The organism is Alphaproteobacteria bacterium (assembly GCA_040905865.1).
Classification (GTDB): domain Bacteria; phylum Pseudomonadota; class Alphaproteobacteria; order UBA8366.
In genome coordinates this window covers 1-20,015 of record JBBDQU010000046.1, presented here as the reverse complement: position 1 = coordinate 20,015, position 20,015 = coordinate 1, and the positions used below count along the sequence as shown (strand labels likewise).

The following is a 20,015-nucleotide window of genomic DNA, read 5'->3' as shown; positions in this document are numbered from 1 at the left end:
CGGGCACACTCGTCGGGATATCTTCAGGGAGGGGCACAGGATGACCGGACCCGTATTGACCCCGCTCGGCAGCCGCCTCGGCGGCCGGGTCGATGGAATCGATCTCGGCGGCCCGCTCGATGGCGCAACGCTCGACTGGATCCGCAACGCGCTGGATAACCGCAAGGTGCTGGTTTTTCCCCGGCAGAAACTGGACGCGCCGGCTTTTCACGGCTTCGCCAGCCGGCTGGGGGAATTGCAGCACCACGTGCTGCGGAAATACCGGCACGCGGAATTTCCCGGTCTGTCCTGGCTGACCAATGTGGCGCAGGACGGTTCGGTCGATGAATTCGGCGTGATCCGGGCGACAAGCTGGCATACCGATGGCAGTTACACGCAGGAACCGCCGATGCTGGGTATCCTGTATGCGCTGGAGGTGCCGTCGCGCGGCGGGGCGACGATCTTCGCCGATATGTGCCATGCCCATGACAGCCTCGACGCGGCAACCAGGGCGAAGCTTTCCGGGCTGACCGGGCTGCATCTGCATGGCGCGGGGCCGGGCGGCGACATGTATGACGGCTCGCTGGCCGACGACCAGAAGGAAGGCTACAAGGACGCGGTGCATCCGGCCGTCGCCACGCATCCGCGGACCGGCCGCAAGCTGCTGTATGTGAATGCGACCCATACGCGGAAATTCGCCGAGATGGAGGCAGCGGAAAGCGTGGCGCTGGTGAAGGACCTGATGACCCATGCGACGCAGCCGGACAACCTGTATACGCATGACTGGTCGGTCGGCGACCTGCTGATCTGGGACGAACGGTCGACCATGCATCGCGGCGCCGGCGATTACCCGCCGACGGACCGGCGCATCAAGCTGCGCGCGATTGTCCAGACGCTGGCGGTCGGGATCGCCCCTGGCGGGCAAGTCGATCAGGGGAACTGAACGGAATTCCACCGGAAACTTCCCCTTGCATCCGGCACCTGACCCGTCGCTAAAATGGAGCGACAGCACAGCGGGGACGCCATGGCCGGAAATCTCGATATTGCGGAGCTGACGCGACTGGTCGACACAGGCGACATCGATACGGTGCTGGTCTGCTTTCCCGACATGCAGGGGCGGCTGATCGGCAAGCGGATCACCGGGCGCTATTTCCTCGATCACGCGCTGCATGAAATGCATGTCTGCGACTACCTGCTGACGGTCGATATGGAAATGGAGCCGGTGCCCGGATTTGCCGCGGCGAGCTGGGACACCGGCTATGGCGATTTCGGCGTGCGCCCGGACATGGCGACCCTGCGCCGCATCCCCTGGCTGGAGGCGACGGCGCTGGTGATCGGCGATTGTGTCGATGCAGCCGGCAACGAGTTGCCGCACAGCCCGCGCGCGATGCTGAAGCGGCAGGTCGCCCGGGCGCAGACCGCCGGGCTGGACATCAAAATGGGTTCGGAACTGGAGTTCTACATCTTCGATGAAAGTTACGAATCCGCGTCCGGCAAGGGCTATGCCGGGCTGCGCACCGCCGGGCGCTATATCGAGGATTACCACATTTTCCAGACGACCAAGGAGGAGGGGCTGGTCCGCGCCATTCGCAACGGCATGGAAGGGGCGGCGATTCCCATCGAGTTCTCCAAGGGCGAATGGGGGCCGGGGCAGGCGGAAATCAACCTGCGTTTCGCGGATGCGCTGGAAATGGCCGACCGGCACGTGATCTACAAGAACGGGGTGAAGGAAATCGCCTGGGCGCAGGGCAGGTCCGTTACCTTCATGGCCAAATTCGACAACGACCTGGCGGGGAATTCCTGCCACATCCATACGTCACTGTGGGACAGGGAAAGCAGCGCGCCGATTTGCGCCGACCCGGCGGGGCTGTCGGAGATATTTCGCCACTGGATCGCCGGGCAGATGGCGCTCACTCCGGCGCTAACCCTGTTTTTCGCGCCGTCGGTGAACGCGTACAAACGGTTCCAGTCGGCTACCTTTGCACCGACGCGCATCGCCTGGAGCCGCGACAACCGCACCGCCGGCTACCGGCTGGTCGGGGCCGGGCCGGGATTGCGCGTGGAATGCCGGATTCCCGGCGCCGACTGCAACCCCTATCTGGCTTTCGCCGCGACCATCGCCGCCGGTCTGCACGGAATCGAGGCGGGGATGGAACCGCCGGAAATCCTCAGCGGCGATATCTATGCGCGCGACGACGTGCCGGAGGTGCCCCGCACCCTGCGCGCGGCCATCGATGCGCTGGACAATTGCGCCGAACTGCGCGCGGCGCTGGGCGACGATGTGGTGGAGCACTACCTGCACGCGGCGCGATGGGAGCAGGCGGAAAGCGACCGCCATGTCACCGATTATGACCGCCGCCGCATGTTCGAGCGCGGCTGACGCGCATGGCGGACACCCTGCAATGCATCTCGCCGATCGACGGGCGGGTCTTCGTCGAACGGCCGCTGGCGGACGATGTGGAAATCGCCGCGGCGCTGGCCCGCGCGGCGGCGGCGGGGCCCGGCTGGCGCGCCACGCCGCTGCGCGAACGCTGCGCGATCCTGTCCCGGGCGGTGGAAAACCTGGCGATGGACACCAATGCCATTGCACAGGAACTGACATGGCAGATGGGCCGTCCCATCGCCCATGCGCCTGGCGAGATCGCGGGGTTCGCCGAACGCGCGCGTCACATGATCGCCATCGCGCCGGCGGCGCTCGCCGATATCACCCCGGCGCCGCAGCGGGGTTTCACCCGTTTCATCCGCCGCGTGCCGCTGGGACTGTGCTTTGTCGCGGCGCCCTGGAACTATCCCTACCTGACGGCGGTCAACGCGGTCTGGCCGGCGCTGCTGGCGGGCAATACGGTGATCCTGAAACCGTCGCACCAGACCCCCCTGTCGGCGGAACGCTTCGCCGCCGTGCTGGCGCAGGCGGGGCTGCCGGAAGGCGTCTACCAGCCGCTGCACCTGTCCCATGCGGGCGCCGCAACGATGATGCATGCGGCGGATTTCACCTGCTTCACCGGTTCGGTTGCCGGCGGTCGCGCCGTGCGGCAGGCGCTGGCGAATGGCTTCAAAGGCGCGGGGCTGGAACTGGGCGGCAAGGACCCGGCCTATGTGCGGCATGACGCGGATATCGACCACGCGGTCGAGAACCTCGCCGAAGGCGCATTTTTCAATGCCGGGCAGTCGTGTTGCGCCATAGAACGCATCTATGTGCATGCGGATGTCTATGACGATTTCACTGCCGGGTTGATCCGCGCGGCGCGGCGCTACCGGCTGGGCGATCCGCGCGAGCGCGAAACGACCCTCGGCCCCGTGGTGCGGGCGTCCGCCGCCGATTTCGTGCGCGGCCAGATCGCCGAGGCGGTTCGGGCGGGAGCGCGGGCGATGGTCGATCCGAAAACCTTCCCCGCCGACAGGCCGGGCAGCGCCTATATGGCGCCCCAGGTGCTGATCAATGTCGACCATTCGATGCGGGTCATGCGCGAGGAGAGTTTCGGCCCGGTCGTCGGCGTGATGCGGGTGCGGTCCGACGCGGAAGCCATCGCCCTGATGAACGACAGCGACTATGGCCTGACGGCGGCGGTATGGACAAGGGACGAGAAAGCGGCGCTGGCGCTCGGCGAGCAGGTCGAGACCGGCACCTGGTTCATGAACCGCTGCGATTACCTGGATCCGGCGCTGGCCTGGACCGGCGTGAAGAATTCCGGACATGGCTGCACCCTGTCGCCGCTCGGCTTCGAACAGCTTACTCGGCCGAAATCATTCCATTTGAGGACAGTCACATGAGTATCGATCCGGCGACATTGCGGGGCAACTGGTCCTACCCGACGCAGGTGCGGTTCGGCCCGAGGCGCATCCGCGAACTGGCGCGCGCCTGCCGTTCGCTCGGCATGGCGAAGCCGCTGCTGGTGACCGATCCGGGGCTGGCGGCGCTGCCGATGGTGAGCGATGTGCTGGGCGCGAACGCGGCGGCGGGCACGCCGACGGGGCTGTTCGCCGGGGTGCAGGGAAACCCCGTCGGCCGCAATGTGACCGACGGGGTCGCGGCCTATCGCGACGGCGGCCATGACGGGGTGATCGCCTTCGGCGGCGGCAGCGCCATCGACGCGGCCAAGGCCATCGCGCTGATGGCGGGGCAGACCCGGCCGCTGTTCGATTTCGAGGATGCGGGCGACAACTGGAAACGGGTCGATCCCGCCGGGGTGGCGCCGGTCGTGGCGGTGCCAACGACGGCGGGGACTGGGTCGGAGGTTGGCCGCGCCTCCGTCATCATCGATGAACACGCGGCCGCCAAGAAGATCATCTTCCACCCGACCATGATGCCCGGCGTCGTGATTTCCGATCCGGAACTGACGCTCGGCCTGCCGCCGCATATCACTGCCGCGACCGGCATGGACGCGCTGGCGCATTGCATCGAGGCGCTTTGCGCGCGCGGATTTCACCCGATGGCGGACGGTATCGCGCTGGAAGGGCTGCGGCTGGTGCATGACTGGCTGCCCGCCGCCCATGCCGACGGGGCGAACCTCGCCGCGCGGGCGCATATGCTGGTTGCCGCCTCGATGGGGGCCACCGCGTTCCAGAAGGGGCTGGGCGCGGTGCATTCGATCAGCCACCCGGCGGGGGCGATGTACGGCGTGCATCACGGGCTCGCCAATGCGGTGCTGCTGCCCTATGTGCTGAAATTCAACCGCCCGGCGATCGAGGACCGCATGACGCGCCTCGCGCAACTGTTGAGGCTGCCTGATCCGGGATTCGATGCTGTCATGGAATGGCTCCTGAACTTGCGCCGGATACTCGGTATTCCACACAGCTTCGCCGAAGCGGGGGTGTCGGAAGCCGATGCGGACGTGCTGGCGGAAGCCGCCGCCAGGGATCCGACCGCGCCAGGGAATCCGGTGCCGGTCGACGCGGCAGCGCTGAAAGGCATATTCCTCGACTGCGTGCGTGGGAAATTATAGGGGGGCGGTATGACAATCGAACTTCAGGCGGTCGGCGCGGTTGTCGGCGGACGGGCCGAACCGACCGACGATGACTGGGACCGCGAGACGGCGGTGATCGCGCTGGACGAGTCCCGGTTCACGGCGGAATCGCTGGCCGGGCTGGAGGCGTTTTCGCATGTCGAGGTGGTGTTTCATTTCGACCGCGTGTCGGAGGACGATATCCAGTATGTCGCCCGCCACCCGCGCGGCAACACCGACTGGCCGAAGGTCGGTATTTTCGCCCAGCGCGGCCGCGTCCGCCCGAACCGGATCGGCGTGACGGTCTGCCGGCTGGTGAAGGTGGAGGGCACGAAGATCACCGTGCAGGGGCTGGACGCCATCGACGGCACCCCCGTGCTCGATATCAAACCCTATATGACAGGCTTTCAGGCCCGCGGCGCGGTGGTGGAGCCGGAATGGGCGAAGGTGCTGATGGCGGAATACTGGTAGAACGTAATAATAGCCGCGCCAACCGTCCCGGCCTTTTTCGTTTATACGGCCGCCTCTGCGTTACAGCAGCAGGGCGAGGATAATCACTATGGAAAGCGGCATCCCCAGCAGCCAGAGCAGCAAATATGGCATTCTGTCAGACCTTTCGGGTATCTCGGTTCATCGGACCCGGAACCAGCGGGTCAGGTCCAGGTTATTGTCGCGATGCCTGCCGCCCGTGGAGGCCGCCCACCATCCGGCCAATGCGCTGACCAGGAAGGTTGCGGCGGTCAGGAACGCGACAACAATGCCGGTTTTCCGGGCCTTTTCCGCTTCCGCCCGCGCTTCGGTAAGGTGCAGGACAAGGAACCCGTCGACGCGAGATATCGCCTCCTCCGGCGTAATCCCCGGGATACCGGCCAATGTCTGCGCAATGTAGCTGCGATCCACCTCGGCCAGGGTGCCGGACCTGCCCGCCGCCGCGATGATCCTTCGCACTTCCTCGCGTTCCATCTCTGCGCGTGGCGATGCGGCGATCGCCGCGTCACTACCCGCAACCGTCCTGAACAGCCGGTCGACAACATAGTTCATGCCGCGGTCATCCAGAATATCGCCGGTGGTGTTGACGGTGGGCGCCAGGGCGCCAGTTACCACCTTGGCGCCGCCGGCGACCAGCCCGAGAGCCAGCACCGCGCCGACCAGGGCGCTGACCGCCCAGACGAGAAGGCCATGAGCGCCGTCGCGGATATCGACTTCGTGCTCGGTGGCGTCGTTGATACGGCGGCGCAGGCGACCGGCAATATAACCGCCGGCCATGACGCTGGAAACCTGGGTCCAGATGAACCAGATTGCGGCAGCCGCCAGGAACCATGCCGTCGACATGCCGTCTCGCCAGGGCGATCCGGTCATTGTCAGCCCGATGCCCGAAGCGAAGGCAAGAAACAGGAATGCCAGCGCCCATGCGACAACCGCGCCGCCCAGCACCGCCGGCCAGTCAACGTAAGGCTGTTGCGCGGCACTACCGGTCGGGCCGCCCGTTACGACGGTTGACGCGCCGCGTTCGTCGACAATATGCGCCATGACTTCACCCCTACCGGATGCCGAAGAATGACAGCAAGGCCAATATCACGACCACCAGACCGACGAGATAGATTATACCGCCCATGATAAGTCTCCCGAAAAATGCGTTAAGCACGAATACAACGCATGCATGGGAAACTGGTTCCCTGAATTCGGGATTCGGGAACTTTGGGCAACCGGTTCAACGAGTGCGTCGGCGGGCCCCGCCACTCGCGTGTAATCTCTTTACCAACCGGCGGGCCAGGAAGCATGGCAGGGAACTACCCCGCACGGCACTCACGCGCAATGTGTCCACGCCTCGCCGGAAACCAGGCGTCGGATCGCCACCGCCTACTTCTTCGGCGCGGCCTTCTCCTCGCTGACATCCTCGGCGGCTTCGACTCCGTCGGAGAACAACTGCATGCCGGCTTTGACGAGTTCGGCGTTGGTTTCCCGATAATCCCTGACCGCCGTTTCGAACCAGTCCTTCTGCAGGCTCAGCACGTCCTCCGGCTGCTTGCACTGCGCCAGCGCCGTCATGAAACTCATATCGGCCTGGATCCGCGCCTGACCGAACTCCATCATCCGGCTGGCCAGAGTGGTTGTATCGTCGAGCAGCTTCCTGTTGCCGGTCCCGCTCAGATTCTGCGCCATGTCCAGCGGGTATTTGGGCAGCCCCGCCCAGAACTGGCGAACCGACTCGTAGAAATCGGCGTCCGGCGCGGCACCGGAATGACCGCGTGACGAATATTTTTTCTGTTTGTCATCAGACGTCATGTTCACGCTCCCTGCTTAAACCTGTCAGGTCAATCGGCCCATCCGCGTCCCCGGCTTATCGCGAGGCGACCTGGACCCTGCGCAACATGCCGGCTCTGTTTATAGATAGTCGCGCAACGGTTCCATCACAACCATACACCGCGCCTTATGACAGAATTGTTATCATAATACCGCGGCGCCGGTTGCCATTGATGCAGATCAAGCCAGCGCGGTTTGTCCTGTTCAGCCCGCCATCTTCATATGCAGCGGTTCCTGCTCCAGGTAGGTCTCCCGATAGCGCGTCACGGCCATTTCGTGTGCGGCGATGGACTCGGCGTCCAGTTCCGCCTTGGGCGGTGAGAGGGGTTCGAGATAGCCCCAGCGATCCTCGCCGCGCACCAGCATGCCCGCCGTCCGGAACTTCCCGATCGGTTTCGCCCAAGCCGGCAGGTAGTGGAATCCCATGCCGATGCGCCGGTGCCCGGCGGTGTTGGGGCCGGACCGATGGACGCACTGGCCATGATGCACAGAGAACTCGCCCACCTTCAGCGCCATGGTTTCCACACGGCTTTCGTCCAGCGGATCGGTGATGACCTGCGCGGCCCGGTTGACGCTGTTTTCCACCACATTCGCCCGGTGGCGGTACTGGTGCGGCTTGCCGTTTTCAAAGGGCAGCACTTCCATGCATCCGGCCTCCGGGCTTGCCTCGGTCAGCGCGACCCAGGCGGTCACCATGTCGATCGGCGTTTCCAGCCCCCAATAGGTCGTATCCTGATGCCATGCGGCCATCGTCGGGGTGTTCGATTCCTTGATGAAGAAGGTGCTGGTGTAGATAATGATATCCGGGCCGATCAGGTCTTCGACAACGTCGAGGATGCGCGGATCGGTCGCCAGTTTGTGTGCCCAGGGCAGGGTGATATGCGGCATGGTCCGCCATTTCAGGTCCCGGGACTCATTGACCCGCGATCCCAGCCAGCCCTCGAAACGCGCCAGCCCGTCCAGGCATTCCTGCCGTTCGGCCTCGCTGAGCAGCGGAAAGGGGTAGAGGAATCCGTCGCGATTCCACGCAGCGATCTGTTCGTCCGTCAGAGCCTTGTTCATCAGCATTCCTCCCGTGTATGTCGGTCAGTTTCAAAACGCTATCGCAGCCGCGCGGACGCGGCAAGTGGGACAATTACAGGGCTGATAAAAACCGAGCCGGCATTTGTCTGTAACGAATGTCCCGCGCGATTGTGCAATCTGGAGGCCCTGATCAACCCGCCATTTTCAGGTGCAGTGGTTCCTGTTCCAGATAGGTCTCCCGATAGCGCGTCACGGCCATTTCATGCGCGGCAATGGACTCGGCGTCCAGTTCCGCCTTGGGTGGGGTGAGGGGCTCCAGATAGCCCCAGCGATCCTCGCCGCGCACCAGCATCCCCGCTGTCCGGTACCTGCCGATCGGTTTCGCCCAGGCTGGCACGTAGTTGATTCCCATGCCGATGCGGCGGTGACCCGCGGTGTTGGGGCCGGAGCGATGGGTGCACTGGCCGTGATGCATCGAGAACTCGCCGGCCTTCAGCGCCATGACTTCGACGCGGCTTTCGTCCAGCGGATCGGTGATGACCTGCGAAGCCCGGTTGACGCTGTTTTCCACCACATTCGCCCGGTGGCGGTACTGGTGCGGCTTGCCGTTTTCAAAGGGCAGCACTTCCATGCATCCGGCCTCCGGGCTTGCCTCGGTCAGCGCGACCCAGGCGGTCACCATGTCGATCGGCGTTTCCAGCCCCCAATAGGTCGTATCCTGATGCCATGCGGCCATCGTCGGGGTGTTCGATTCCTTGATGAAGAAGGTGCTGGTGTAGATAATGATATCCGGGCCGATCAGGTCTTCGACAACGTCGAGGATGCGCGGATCGGTCGCCAGTTTGTGTGCCCAGGGCAGGGTGATATGCGGCATGGTCCGCCATTTCAGGTCCCGGGACTCATTGACCCGCGATCCCAGCCAGCCCTCGAAACGCGCCAGCCCGTCCAGGCATTCCTGCCGTTCGGCCTCGCTGAGCAGCGGAAAGGGGTAGAGGAATCCGTCGCGATTCCACGCAGCGACCTGTTCGTCCGTCAGTGCCTTGTTCATCAGTATTCCTCCCGCGTATGTCGGTCAGTTTCAAACGCTATCGCAGCCGCGCGGACGCGGCAAGCGCGGCATTTTCGCGCAGCGCCGCACCGCCAGTTGACCGTGTTTCGGAGATTTGATGAAAAACAGACGATTTCTCTAAAAACTCATCATTATTTCGAATATACAGCCAAATTCCATATTTTTTGATAATTTTTGTTGCGGGAAGATATCGAAGCATCCCTGGGGTATCGGATCGCCGGCCCGCATTGCCCGCCAACGCTGGAAGCGGCCTGGTCCTATTCGGGAAAGGGTCGCATCACCGCGTAGGTCCGGGCATAGGGCAATTTCACAGGTTTGAATGGAACCACAGGCGGTGCCAGCAAACCACGATCAGATCTACGGCTTGTTCCGCACGGAATCCAGGGTCGGCATGTTGTAGCGGTCCTCCGGCTTCAGCCAGCCCTTGAAGTTCGGCTTGCGTTTCTCCGCGAAAGCCTTGCGCGATTCCATCCGGTCGGACTGGTCGCCATGGGCGTGCAGCGCCTCAGCCAGTTTCTCGATGTCGGGCGACGGCTTCTGGCGCATCTGCCGCATCATGTAGACGGTATTGACCCGCGCGGCCGGCGGCAGGGTCAGCAGGTGCTCGGCCATTTCATAGGCGGTGGGCATCAGGTCGTCGGGTTCGACCAGCCGGTTGATGAAACCCAGTTCATACAGCCGGTCGGATGTGAAGCGGTAGGCGAGCGCCATTTCGGTCGCGATCGGATGCGGCAGATCGGCGACCAGACCGTGATTGTAGCCGCCCAGCAGCCAGCGCTTGGCTTCGGACATCTCGAACACCGCGCCCTTGACCGCGACGCGCAGGTCGGTTTTTTCCACCAGCATGAAGCCGCCGCCCATGGCGAAACCGTTGATCGCGCAGATCACCGGCTTTTCCAGGGTGCCGTCCATGAAGGGGTTGGGCAGTTCGCGGTCGTCGAGGCCGGGCGCGCCGCGTTCCAGCGATTCCTTCATGTCCTCGCCGGCGCAGAAGGCGCGGCCCGCGCCCGTGAACACCGCGACCTCCAGGTCCGGGTCCGTGCGGAATTCGGTGAAGGCTTCGGCCATCCGGGTCCGCAATTCAAAGCCGATGGCGTTCATGCGTTCCGGCCGGTTCAGCCGGATGGTCAGTATCTGGCCGTTCCGTTCGGTTTCGACAACGCTCATTTTGTGGTCTCCCCAATATACGGCATGGCCGATGGGCCTGCCCGATCCTGGAGGGAAGCGTATACCGCCGCGCCCCCGTATTCAAATCCAGGATACGGCTTGCCGGCGGAATTCATCAATCTTGTCCGCCTGTCGCGGTCTTCCCCGGCTGCGCGGTTTGGGCGATGGTCCGGCGCGGCCCTGCAACGAAGCGTAACCGGTTGCACGGGACGGTTCAATCGATGCACTCTTTCCGCTTGAAACCAGCCGGAGACGCCGTCCCATGAAAATCACTGCCGTCAGATGCATTCCCCTGTCGCATGAAGTGCCGCCCGAGAAGCGGCAGCGCAGCGATCTCGGCACCCGCGTGAAAAACGACTCGACCATCATCATGGTCGATACGGACGAGGGGCTTTCCGGCATGGGCGCGGCGCTGGGCAATCCGGAAGTGGTCCGCGCCATCGTCGAACACGAACTTGCGCCCGCCCTGATCGGCATGGACCCGATGTTCTCCGAGCGGATTTACGAGACGATGTATAACGGCTCGCGGGTTATCCCGGCGCTGCGCCAGGGCTGGGCCCAGCCGGAACCGACGCGCCGTCGCGGGACCGTCATGGAGGCGATTTCCGGCATCGACCTGGCCGTATGGGATGTGAAGGCGCGGGCGCTGGGGGTGCCGATATACAAGGCGCTGGGGGCCGTGCGGGATCAGGTGCGCGGCTATGCCTCCGGCGGTTGGGCGCCAGGCGACGAGGCGGAAGCGGAAATGGCCGGCTACGCGGCGAAGGGATTCACGGCGGTGAAGATGCGCGTCGTCGGGCATGACGGATTTTCCTACGAGAAAGCGGTGCGGCGCATCGCGGCGGCGCGGCGCGGCATCGGGCCGGATGTGGAACTGTTCATCGACGCGCATGGCGCACTGGATGTGTCCACGTCGATCAGGCTCGCAAAACTGGTCGAGGAATACGACATTTCGTGGTTCGAGGAACCGATCTCGCCCGACGATCATGCGGGGCTGCGGCTGGTGCGGCAGGCGACGACGATCCCCATCGCGACGGGGGAACGGGAATTCACCCGCTTCGATTTCAACGATCTGCTGGACCACGAGGCGATGGATATCGCCCAGCCGGATATCGGCAGGGCCGGCGGTTTCACCGAAATCCGGCGTATCTCGGCGCTGACATCCGCGCGGCAGGTGCGGCTGGCGCCGCATGCCTGGAGCAACGGGGTGCTGTTCGCGGCGTCCATCCATCTCGCCTGCCACTGCCCGAACTGCCATATCCTGGAGGTCAGCCAGGCGCATATGCCGATGATGTACGAGTTGTTCGAGGAACCGTTCGATATCGGCGCGGATGGCGAGGTCCGCCCGCCGGAAAAGCCGGGCCTCGGCTTCACCCTGCGCAAGGACGCGCTGGAGCGGTTCAAGTATATTCCGGGGCCTTCTTCGGTCTGGTAGCGTCTATCCGGGCAGTTGCACCCGTTCCAGGATCATGTGCAGGGTGCGCAGCCGGTGGCGATGGATGCGGCGGATCCAGGGCGTCTGGTTCGCTTCGTACCAGCTGGGCTGCTTGTAGACTTCCGGCGATTCCAGGTGGTACACGGCGACATAGCGTGGCAGCCCGCTGACGGCGTGAAAACGGCGCGCGGCCAGCATGCCGGGCACCGCGTCCATCAGCGGCATGTGTTCCTCATTGTACCATTCGTTGAATTCACCCTCGATGGCCGGATCCACCTCCATCGCGGAAATGCACAGCCCGCCGGCATCGGCGGGGGACGGGCGTCCGCCGGGACGGATCTGCTCCAGCACCCATTCATGCGCCGGCGGCGCATCGCAGGCCGACCACAGGTCGTCCGGCAGCACCGTGAAATCCGCATAGGGCGCTTCGACCAGCACCACGCCGCGCCGGGGATGCCTGGTCGACGGCGCGCGGCTTTCGCGATCCGTAACGCCGCCGATATAGGTCTGGACGGTCGGTTCGATCCCGCCCGGCGTATCGGGATACCGAAACGACAGCGCCGCTTCCGCCGGCACGAAGGTTCCGATCCGCATGCCCAGCCGCGTTTCCATGTCCACGATCATCGCTGCCCCTTAGCCTCACCTGCCAGTCATATCTATAGCACATCAGGTTTGATTGGAACCACAACAGGTTCCAATCAAACCTGTGAAGGTGCTATATCTTCAATAAGATAGATCAGATTCACGTGTTGGTTGGATCGCCAGAGGCGATTCCAAACAAACACGATCTGATCTAATATATTTTCGGGACGTAGAGTTCCTTTGGCAAGGCGGAGCGTTCGTAATTCGGATTGAAGACCCGCTCCGGCAGGGTGACCTGTTCGTGCGTCACCTCTTCGTAGGGTACCTGCTGGAGTAGGTGGTGGATGCAGTTCAGCCGCGCCCGTTTCTTGTCATTGGCCTCGACAATGTACCAGTGCGCTTCGGGAAGACTTGTCCGTTTCAGCATTTCCTCCTTCACCTTGGTGTATTCCTCCCAGCGGATCCGCGACTGCAGGTCCATCGGGCTCAGCTTCCACTGCTTGACCGGGTCGTGGATGCGCATCAGGAACCGGTGCTGCTGTTCCTGGTCGGTAATCGAAAACCAGTATTTGATCAGCTTGATTCCGGACCGCGCCAGCATGCGTTCGAATTCCGGCACGTCCTGGAAGAACTGTTCAACCTCGTCAGGCGTCGCGAAACCCATGACGCGTTCGACGCCTGCCCGGTTGTACCAGGACCGGTCGAACAGGACGATTTCGCCGCCGGCCGGCAGGTGCGGGGTGTAGCGCTGGAAATACCACTGCGAGGTTTCGCGCGCATTGGGCGCGGGGAGCGCCACCACGCGGCAGACCCGGGGGTTCAGGCGCTGCGTGATGCGCTTGATCATGCCGCCCTTGCCGGCGGCGTCGCGGCCCTCGAAGATCACCGCCAGCTTGTAATTCGTATGGATGACCCAGTCCTGCAACTTCACCAGTTCGGCCTGCAGCCGGAACAGTTCGCGAAAATACGTGTTCCGGTCCATGGTCTCCTTGTGCTCCAGGTCGGTGATCCCCCGAAGTTCCCTGGCGATGCGATCGTCGTCGATCTCCATCTCCAGTTCCTCGTCGAAACTGTCCCGAAGCTCTTCTTCCACCCAGCTGTGGCGGACCGGTTTTTCCTCTGATACCGACATTTTGCAGTGACCTCGATTGTCCGTGTATTCGCGATAATTGCGAGTATGCCTCAAGCGGTGTCGTCGGAATATTACAGTTTTGCTGCCGTTTTCGACGCAACCGGGTGATTCCGGTAACGGCGGTGGATCTTGCCAGCAAATTGCCATGCGGTTAGGCTTGCGCTTGGAATCCGGCCATATTTGGGAAATTCCGGGTAAAGGGAGCGCTATACTATGCTGCAGATTCGGCCGATGGGCCCGTATACCGGCGCCGAAGTCACCGGCGTCGATGTCAAGAAACTGGATGATGCCGGTTTCGCGCCGATCTATGCGGCGTGGCTCAAATACGGTGTCACGGTGGTTCGCGACCAGGAACTCGAAATCGAGGATTTCCTGCGCTACAGCCGCCGCTACGGCGTCATCGTCCCGCATCCCTCCAAATCGACGCGGCATCCGGATTATCCCGAACTGACCCTGCTGGGGATCAACAAGTTCAATGCCGACGGCACGCTGAACAAGGCGGTCTACCGGCGCGGGGCGGAAGGCTATCATACCGATGGCGCCTATGACGAGGTGCCGTTCAAGGCGACCAAGCTGTATGCGCTGGCGATCCCGAACACGGGCGGCGACACGCATTTTTCCAGTATGTACCAGGCCTATGAGGTTCTGCCGGAACGGCTGAAGACGCTGCTGGAAGGGCGCCGGGGCGGGTTTACCTATGGCGGCCGCACGGGGCAGACGGCGCTGCTGAACCCGGAGGACCGCAACCGGCCGCCGGCCTTCCATCCGATCATCCGGACCCATTCCGAAACCGGGCGCAAATCGCTGTATTTCGATCCGGGCAAGATTCTCTTCATCGAAGGACTGGAACAGCAGCAGAGCGACGACGTCATCGACGAACTGACCGAACGGATGATTGCGCCGGATGCGGAATATCGGCACAAATGGCGGGTCGGCGACATCGTGATCTGGGACAACCGCTGCATGGTGCACAAGGCGGCGGGCGATTACCCGCCCGAAGAAGACCGCATCCACTGGCGTGTTTCGATCAAGGAACCGGTGGCCGGGATCGTCTAGCGGCTTCGCCCCAAATTTTGAATTAATGCAGCGGTCCGCCCGGAAAAGCTGCCCCTTTGTCGATCAAAGCCGATATAAACCGGGTCTGAGTCTGACAGAACAGTATTTTCGGAGTTCCCTGCATGCTGGTGGACGGTGTGGCGCATCGCACGATCTGGCTCGCGCCGGACGGATGGTCGGTGGAGATTATCGACCAGACGCGGCTGCCGCATGGCTTCGTGACCCTGCGGCTGGAAACGGTCGCGGAAGCGGCGCATGCGATCGCGTCGATGCAGGTGCGCGGCGCGCCGCTGATCGGGGCCATGGCGGGATACGGCATGGCGCTGGCGATGCGGGCGGATTCCTCCGATGGCGGCCTGCGGGCGGCCTATGACCAGCTGATGGCGACGCGGCCGACGGCCGTCAATCTGCGCTGGGCGCTGGACGATATGAAATCCCGCCTGTCGCCGCTGTCTCCGGGCGTCCGGGCCAGTGCCGCCTATGCCCGCGCCGCCGAAATCTGCGACGAGGACGTTGCCATCAACCGCGCCATCGGCCGGCACGGGCTGGGCCTGATCGAGGCGGCGCGGGAGCGCAAGGACGGCAAGGCCGTCAATATCCTGACCCATTGCAACGCGGGCTGGCTGGCCACGGTCGACTGGGGCACGGCGACCGCGCCGATCTATATGGCGCATGACGCCGGCATCCCGGTGCATGTCTGGGTCGACGAGACCCGGCCGCGCAACCAGGGCGCCAGCCTGACCGCCTGGGAACTGGGCCATCACGGCGTGCCGCATACGGTGATCGCCGACAATGTGGGTGGGCACCTGATGCAGCACGGGCTGGTCGACCTGTGTATCACCGGAACCGACCGCACCACGGCGACCGGCGATGTCTGCAACAAGATCGGCACCTATCTGAAGGCGCTGGCGGCGCATGACAACGGCGTGCCGTTCTATGTCGGCCTGCCGTCGCCGACCATCGACTGGACGCTGCAGGACGGCGTGTCGCAGATCCCCATCGAACAGCGCGACGGCGCGGAAGTGTCGCAGATGACCGGGCGGACGGCGGACGGGCGGATCGAAACCGTCACCATCACGCCGGACGGCAGTCCGGTCGCCAATTACGCCTTCGACGTGACCCCGGCGCGGCTGGTCAGCGGGCTGATCACCGAACGCGGCATCGCCGCGGCCAGTCACGATGGTTTGAAAGCGCTGTTTCCCGAACAGGAGTAAATTACCGAAGATGGAAAGTCTGTGGTCCGATGACGACGCCGAAGCCTTCGTCACACGCTATGCCCAAAAGGGCGAAAACCGCGATACCGCGCTGCGGGTCTATACAACCCGGCTGCTGGGCGGCGATCCCAGGCTGGTGCTGCATGGCGGCGGCAATACGTCGGTAAAGACCACCCAGCGCGACCTGCTGGGCGACGACGTGCCGGTGCTGCGGGTCAAGGGCAGCGGCTGGGACATGGGCGATATCGAACCGGCGGGCCTGCCGGCGGTGCGCCTCGAACCGCTGCGCCGTCTTCAGGCGCTCAATGCGCTCAGCGACGAGGACATGGTGAATTTCCAGCGCGGCAACCTGCTGGATTCCACATCGCCGAACCCGTCCGTGGAAACGCTGCTGCACGCCTTCCTGCCGCATAAATTTATCGATCATACCCACTCCACGGCGGTTCTCAGCCTGACCGATCAGCCGGATGGCGGCGGAATCTGCCGCGAAATCTATGGTGACCGCATGGGCTACGTGCCCTATATCATGCCGGGTTTCGCGCTGGCCCGGGCCGCGGCGGAGGTGCATGCGCAATCGCCCGATGTCGACGGGCTGATCCTGCACAAGCACGGCATCTTCACCTTCGGCGATACCGCGCAGCAAGCCTATGAGCGGATGATCGATGCGGTGACGCTGGCGGAAATCCGCCTGCAGAACAACCGGAAATCCGTATTCGTCCCCGCGCGGTTGCCGGACGATATCGCAAGGCTTGCCGATGTCGCGCCCATCCTGCGCGGGCTGCTCGCCGCTGACCTTGCGGCCGATGGCTGGCGGCGGATGGTGCTGGAATTCCGTACCGGGCCGGAAATCCTGAACTACGTGAACGGCGCCGAAATCGGCCGCTACAGCCAGACTGGTGTGGTCACGCCCGACCACAACATCCGCACCAAGAATTATCCGCTGCTGCTGGCGGCGCCGGAATGCGACAGGCTGGATTCGTTTCGTGAAACAGCGGCGGCCGCGCTGGCAGCCTATCAGGAGGATTACCGGGCGTATTTCGAGCGCCATAATTCCCGCCAGGAATCGCCGAAGACCATGCTCGACCCGTTTCCGCGTGTGGCGCTGGTGCCGGGACTTGGCCTGTTCGGCATCGGCGCGGACCCGAAAGCGGCCGCCATCGCCGCCGATATCGCGGAAAACACCGTGCAGACGATTAGCGACGCGGAAGCCATCGGCCGCTACGAATGCGTGCCCGAAGACGACATGTTCGATATCGAATACTGGTCGCTGGAACAGGCCAAGCTGGGCAAGGGCTTGGAAAAGCCGCTTGCGCGGCAGGTTGTCGCCGTTACCGGCGCGGGCGGCGGGATCGGTTCCGCCATTGTCGCCGCGTTCGCCCGGGAAGGCGCCTCGGTCGTGGCGCTGGACCTGGATGTCGCCGCGGCGGCGCGGGCGGTGGAAACATCCGGCGGGCTGGCGCTGGCCTGCGATGTGACGGATCGCGGTTCGGTCGCGGCGGCGTTCGATTCCATCTGCGAAGCGTTCGGTGGGGTCGATATCGTCGTCTCGAACGCGGGGGCTGCCTGGTCGGGCAGGATCGGCGAAGTGCCGGACGCCGTCCTGCGGCAATCGTTCGAGCTGAATTTCTACGGCCACCAGAACATCGCGCAGGCGGCGGTCGGGGTGATGCAGGCGCAGGGGACCGGCGGGGTGCTGCTGTTCAACGCGTCCAAGCAGGCAGTCAATCCGGGCCCGGACTTCGGTCCCTATGGCCTGCCGAAATCGGCGACGCTGTCGCTGATGCGGCAATATGCTGTCGATTACGGCGCCGAGGGAATCCGCGCCAATGCGGTCAATGCCGACCGCATCCGCAGCGGATTGCTGGACGATGCGATGATCGCCGCGAGGGCGGAAGCACGCGGAGTCACGGAAGCGGCCTATATGGGCGGCAACCTGCTGAACCGGGAAGTGCGCGCCAGCGACGTCGCCGATGCGTTCGTGTATCTGGCCCGGGCAAACCGGACGACCGCGGCCGTCGTTACCGTGGATGGCGGCAATATTGCCGCGGCATTGCGTTGAAGCGGGACGGAGAACTGGGAATTGCGGCCGGCCGCCCCCATATGCCCGGAAGGAAAAAATCGGCGAAACGGGTGCCAAATTCTCGAAAGGACTGTACGTTGAAGCAACTGGTTCTATGGATCGCTACTGCAATTGGAATTGCGTCCCTGGCGGGAGCCGCCACGGCGCAGGATAAGGAAAACATGCTGTATCTCGAATTGAAGGACGGCCGCGTCGTCATCGAAACCCTGCCGGATCTGGCGCCCAACCATGTCGCCCGCATCAAGGAACTGGCGCGGGAAAAATTTTACGATGGCATCGTCTTCCACCGGGTCATCGATGGTTTCATGGCGCAGACCGGCGATCCGACCGGCACCGGCACCAGCGGCTCCGGCAAGAAGCTCGCGGCGGAATTCAGCGCCGAGCCGCATGAACGCGGAATCGTGTCCATGGCGCGGTCGTCCGATCCGAACAGCGCCGACAGCCAGTTCTTCATCGTGCTGGCAAATTCATCCTGGCTGGACGGGCAGTACACGGTATGGGGCCGGGTGATCGAGGGTATGGAATTCGTCGACAATATCAAGAAAGGCGACCCCCGTTCGGGCGCCGTGGACGGGCCGGACAAGATTATCAGCCTGCGGGTTGCCGCGGACGTCGATTAGACCTCGCGTTAACACTTGGATAATGGTTTCCCGTTACGATGTCGTCGAACGCATACACAAGAAGGCAGGAATGTCATGGCGGCGGAAATCGCACTGAGCGCAGCATTGTCAAGCGGATATCAGGCCGGGTTACAGGCGTTGAAGTCGGCGTCGCAATCGGAATCGGCCATTGTCGATCTCGTGACGAAGGCGACCAGCCAGGGCGCGAGCCAGCTTTCGTCGCCCGCGACCGATCCCAGCCGCGTCGTCGATATCGTCGTCTGACGGCAGTACGCCACCGGCTTCCCTCGCCAGCGACCATGGGGTTTTCCGTGATCGGTTCTCCTGTTGAAGGATTGCCGGGGCGATGAGCGCATTCAGTCCGGAATCACGCATTTTCGTTGCCGGACATCGCGGGCTGGTGGGGTCCGCCATTGCCCGTGCGCTGGTCCGGGAAGGCTGTGACAACCTCATCACCCGTACCCGGACCGAACTCGACCTGTGCGACCGCGCGGCCGTGGACCGGTTCTTTGCCGAAGAAAGCCCCGAATACGTATTTATCGCGGCGGCAAAGGTAGGGGGCATTCATGCCAACAATACCCTGCCGGCGCAGTTCATCTATGAAAACCTGGCGATCCAGACCAACCTGATTGACGCGGCCTGGAAGAACGGCGTGACCAAGCTGCTGTTTCTGGGGTCATCCTGCATCTACCCGAAACACGCCCCGCAACCGATCCGCGAGGAATACCTGCTGACCGGCGAATTGGAGCCGACCAACGAATCCTATGCCATCGCCAAGATCGCGGGTCTGAAGATGTGCGCGGCGTATCGCCGGCAATACGGTTTCAATGCGATCTCGCTGATGCCGACAAATATTTACGGACCCGGCGACAATTTCGACCTGGAATCCAGCCATGTCATTCCCGCGCTGATCCGCAAGGCGCATGAGGCAAAGGTGACCGGGGCGTCGGAAATGCCGGTTTGGGGAACGGGCACGCCGAGACGTGAATTCCTGCATGTCGACGATCTGGCCGAAGCGTCGGTTTTCTGCATGCGGCATTACGAGGATTCCATTGCGCTGAATGTCGGCGTTGGAGAGGATGTGACAATTCGCGAACTGGTCGAAACCATTTGCTATGCCGTGGGTTTCCACGGCGAACTGGTGTTCGACACGTCCAAGCCGGATGGCACGCCGCGCAAATGGCTCGATGTCGGGCGGCTGCATGCGCTGGGCTGGAAGGCGCGGATCGGGTTGCGTGACGGGCTGGCGGAAACCTATCGCTGGTATCTGAACCAGGGTGGCGCGCTATAGCACATCAGGTTTAGATGGAACCGTAGCAGGTTCCATTAAAACCTGTGAAGGTTCTTCCGTAACGGGCGGATGTGTCCGATTGTCTGTGTAAGTGACGCCATGGGTAACATGCTTTCCGGC

The 20,015-nt window shown here is 63.4% G+C and carries 19 protein-coding genes; 12 read left to right on the top strand and 7 right to left on the bottom strand.

The genetic code is table 11. The annotated features are described in order from the left end of the window. The first annotated feature begins 40 nt into the window (after positions 1-40). The 5 genes from WD767_09425 to WD767_09405 all read left to right on the top strand — a co-directional run bounded on the left by WD767_09425 (position 41) and on the right by WD767_09405 (position 5,393). On the top strand, positions 41-922 hold the full coding sequence (locus tag WD767_09425; protein MEX2616305.1) for a TauD/TfdA family dioxygenase: 882 nt from the start codon (positions 41-43) through the stop codon (positions 920-922). Between the two features lie 81 nt (positions 923-1,003). Further along, positions 1,004-2,359, top strand: coding sequence for a glutamine synthetase family protein (locus tag WD767_09420; protein MEX2616304.1), 1,356 nt, complete (start codon positions 1,004-1,006; stop codon positions 2,357-2,359). 5 nt (positions 2,360-2,364) lie between these two features. Beyond that, positions 2,365-3,750, top strand: coding sequence for an aldehyde dehydrogenase family protein (locus WD767_09415; GenBank protein MEX2616303.1), 1,386 nt, complete (start codon positions 2,365-2,367; stop codon positions 3,748-3,750). Continuing rightward, on the top strand, positions 3,747-4,922 hold the full coding sequence (locus WD767_09410; protein ID MEX2616302.1) for an iron-containing alcohol dehydrogenase: 1,176 nt from the start codon (positions 3,747-3,749) through the stop codon (positions 4,920-4,922). The genes WD767_09415 and WD767_09410 overlap by 4 nt, the downstream gene beginning before the upstream one ends. A 9-nt stretch (positions 4,923-4,931) precedes the next feature. Next, positions 4,932-5,393, top strand: a complete 462-nt coding sequence (locus tag WD767_09405; protein ID MEX2616301.1) for an SAM-dependent methyltransferase — start codon at positions 4,932-4,934, stop codon at positions 5,391-5,393. Positions 5,394-5,552: 159 nt separating this feature from the next. On the opposite strand, the gene WD767_09400 is transcribed toward WD767_09405, so the two are convergent. From WD767_09400 to WD767_09380, 5 genes are all read right to left on the bottom strand, one after another. Further along, on the bottom strand, positions 5,553-6,452 hold the full coding sequence (locus WD767_09400; protein MEX2616300.1) for a hypothetical protein: 900 nt from the start codon (positions 6,450-6,452) through the stop codon (positions 5,553-5,555). A gap of 330 nt (positions 6,453-6,782) precedes the next feature. Then, positions 6,783-7,208, bottom strand: coding sequence for a phasin family protein (locus WD767_09395; GenBank protein ID MEX2616299.1), 426 nt, complete (start codon positions 7,206-7,208; stop codon positions 6,783-6,785). Positions 7,209-7,430: 222 nt separating this feature from the next. Next, positions 7,431-8,288, bottom strand: coding sequence for a phytanoyl-CoA dioxygenase family protein (locus tag WD767_09390; GenBank protein MEX2616298.1), 858 nt, complete (start codon positions 8,286-8,288; stop codon positions 7,431-7,433). 151 nt (positions 8,289-8,439) lie between these two features. Then, complete coding sequence (locus WD767_09385; GenBank protein ID MEX2616297.1) at positions 8,440-9,297, bottom strand: phytanoyl-CoA dioxygenase family protein; 858 nt, start codon at positions 9,295-9,297, stop codon at positions 8,440-8,442. Between the two features lie 378 nt (positions 9,298-9,675). Next, positions 9,676-10,485 (bottom strand): enoyl-CoA hydratase/isomerase family protein, encoded by an 810-nt coding sequence (locus WD767_09380; GenBank protein ID MEX2616296.1) that lies wholly within the window; start codon positions 10,483-10,485, stop codon positions 9,676-9,678. Between the two features lie 262 nt (positions 10,486-10,747). On the opposite strand from WD767_09380, the gene WD767_09375 reads away from it, so the two are divergent. Further along, on the top strand, positions 10,748-11,920 hold the full coding sequence (locus WD767_09375; protein MEX2616295.1) for a mandelate racemase/muconate lactonizing enzyme family protein: 1,173 nt from the start codon (positions 10,748-10,750) through the stop codon (positions 11,918-11,920). Positions 11,921-11,923: 3 nt separating this feature from the next. On the opposite strand, the gene WD767_09370 is transcribed toward WD767_09375, so the two are convergent. Together WD767_09370 and ppk2 are read right to left on the bottom strand one after the other, a co-directional pair. Then, positions 11,924-12,544: a hypothetical protein gene (locus WD767_09370; protein ID MEX2616294.1), complete on the bottom strand. Its 621-nt coding sequence runs from the start codon at positions 12,542-12,544 to the stop codon at positions 11,924-11,926. Between the two features lie 169 nt (positions 12,545-12,713). Beyond that, on the bottom strand, positions 12,714-13,634 hold the full coding sequence (ppk2, locus tag WD767_09365) for a polyphosphate kinase 2 (GenBank protein MEX2616293.1): 921 nt from the start codon (positions 13,632-13,634) through the stop codon (positions 12,714-12,716). Positions 13,635-13,847: 213 nt separating this feature from the next. Here ppk2 and WD767_09360 point away from each other — a divergent pair, with 213 nt between their 5' ends. The 6 genes from WD767_09360 (at position 13,848) to WD767_09335 (ending at position 19,895) form a co-directional block, all read left to right on the top strand. Beyond that, positions 13,848-14,690 carry a TauD/TfdA family dioxygenase gene (locus tag WD767_09360; GenBank protein ID MEX2616292.1) on the top strand — a complete coding sequence of 281 codons (843 nt, stop codon included), beginning with the start codon at positions 13,848-13,850 and terminating at the stop codon, positions 14,688-14,690. Between the two features lie 122 nt (positions 14,691-14,812). Next, positions 14,813-15,904 carry an S-methyl-5-thioribose-1-phosphate isomerase gene (gene mtnA, locus WD767_09355; GenBank protein ID MEX2616291.1) on the top strand — a complete coding sequence of 364 codons (1,092 nt, stop codon included), beginning with the start codon at positions 14,813-14,815 and terminating at the stop codon, positions 15,902-15,904. A 10-nt stretch (positions 15,905-15,914) separates the two neighbouring features. Beyond that, positions 15,915-17,963, top strand: a complete 2,049-nt coding sequence (locus tag WD767_09350) for a bifunctional aldolase/short-chain dehydrogenase (protein MEX2616290.1) — start codon at positions 15,915-15,917, stop codon at positions 17,961-17,963. A gap of 182 nt (positions 17,964-18,145) precedes the next feature. After that, positions 18,146-18,604, top strand: coding sequence for a peptidylprolyl isomerase (locus tag WD767_09345; protein ID MEX2616289.1), 459 nt, complete (start codon positions 18,146-18,148; stop codon positions 18,602-18,604). Positions 18,605-18,679: 75 nt separating this feature from the next. Beyond that, complete coding sequence (locus WD767_09340) at positions 18,680-18,868, top strand: hypothetical protein (protein MEX2616288.1); 189 nt, start codon at positions 18,680-18,682, stop codon at positions 18,866-18,868. An 82-nt stretch (positions 18,869-18,950) separates the two neighbouring features. Further along, entirely contained in the window at positions 18,951-19,895 is a 945-nt protein-coding gene (locus WD767_09335) for a GDP-L-fucose synthase (GenBank protein MEX2616287.1), read from the top strand. Positions 19,896-20,015: the final 120 nt, after the last annotated feature.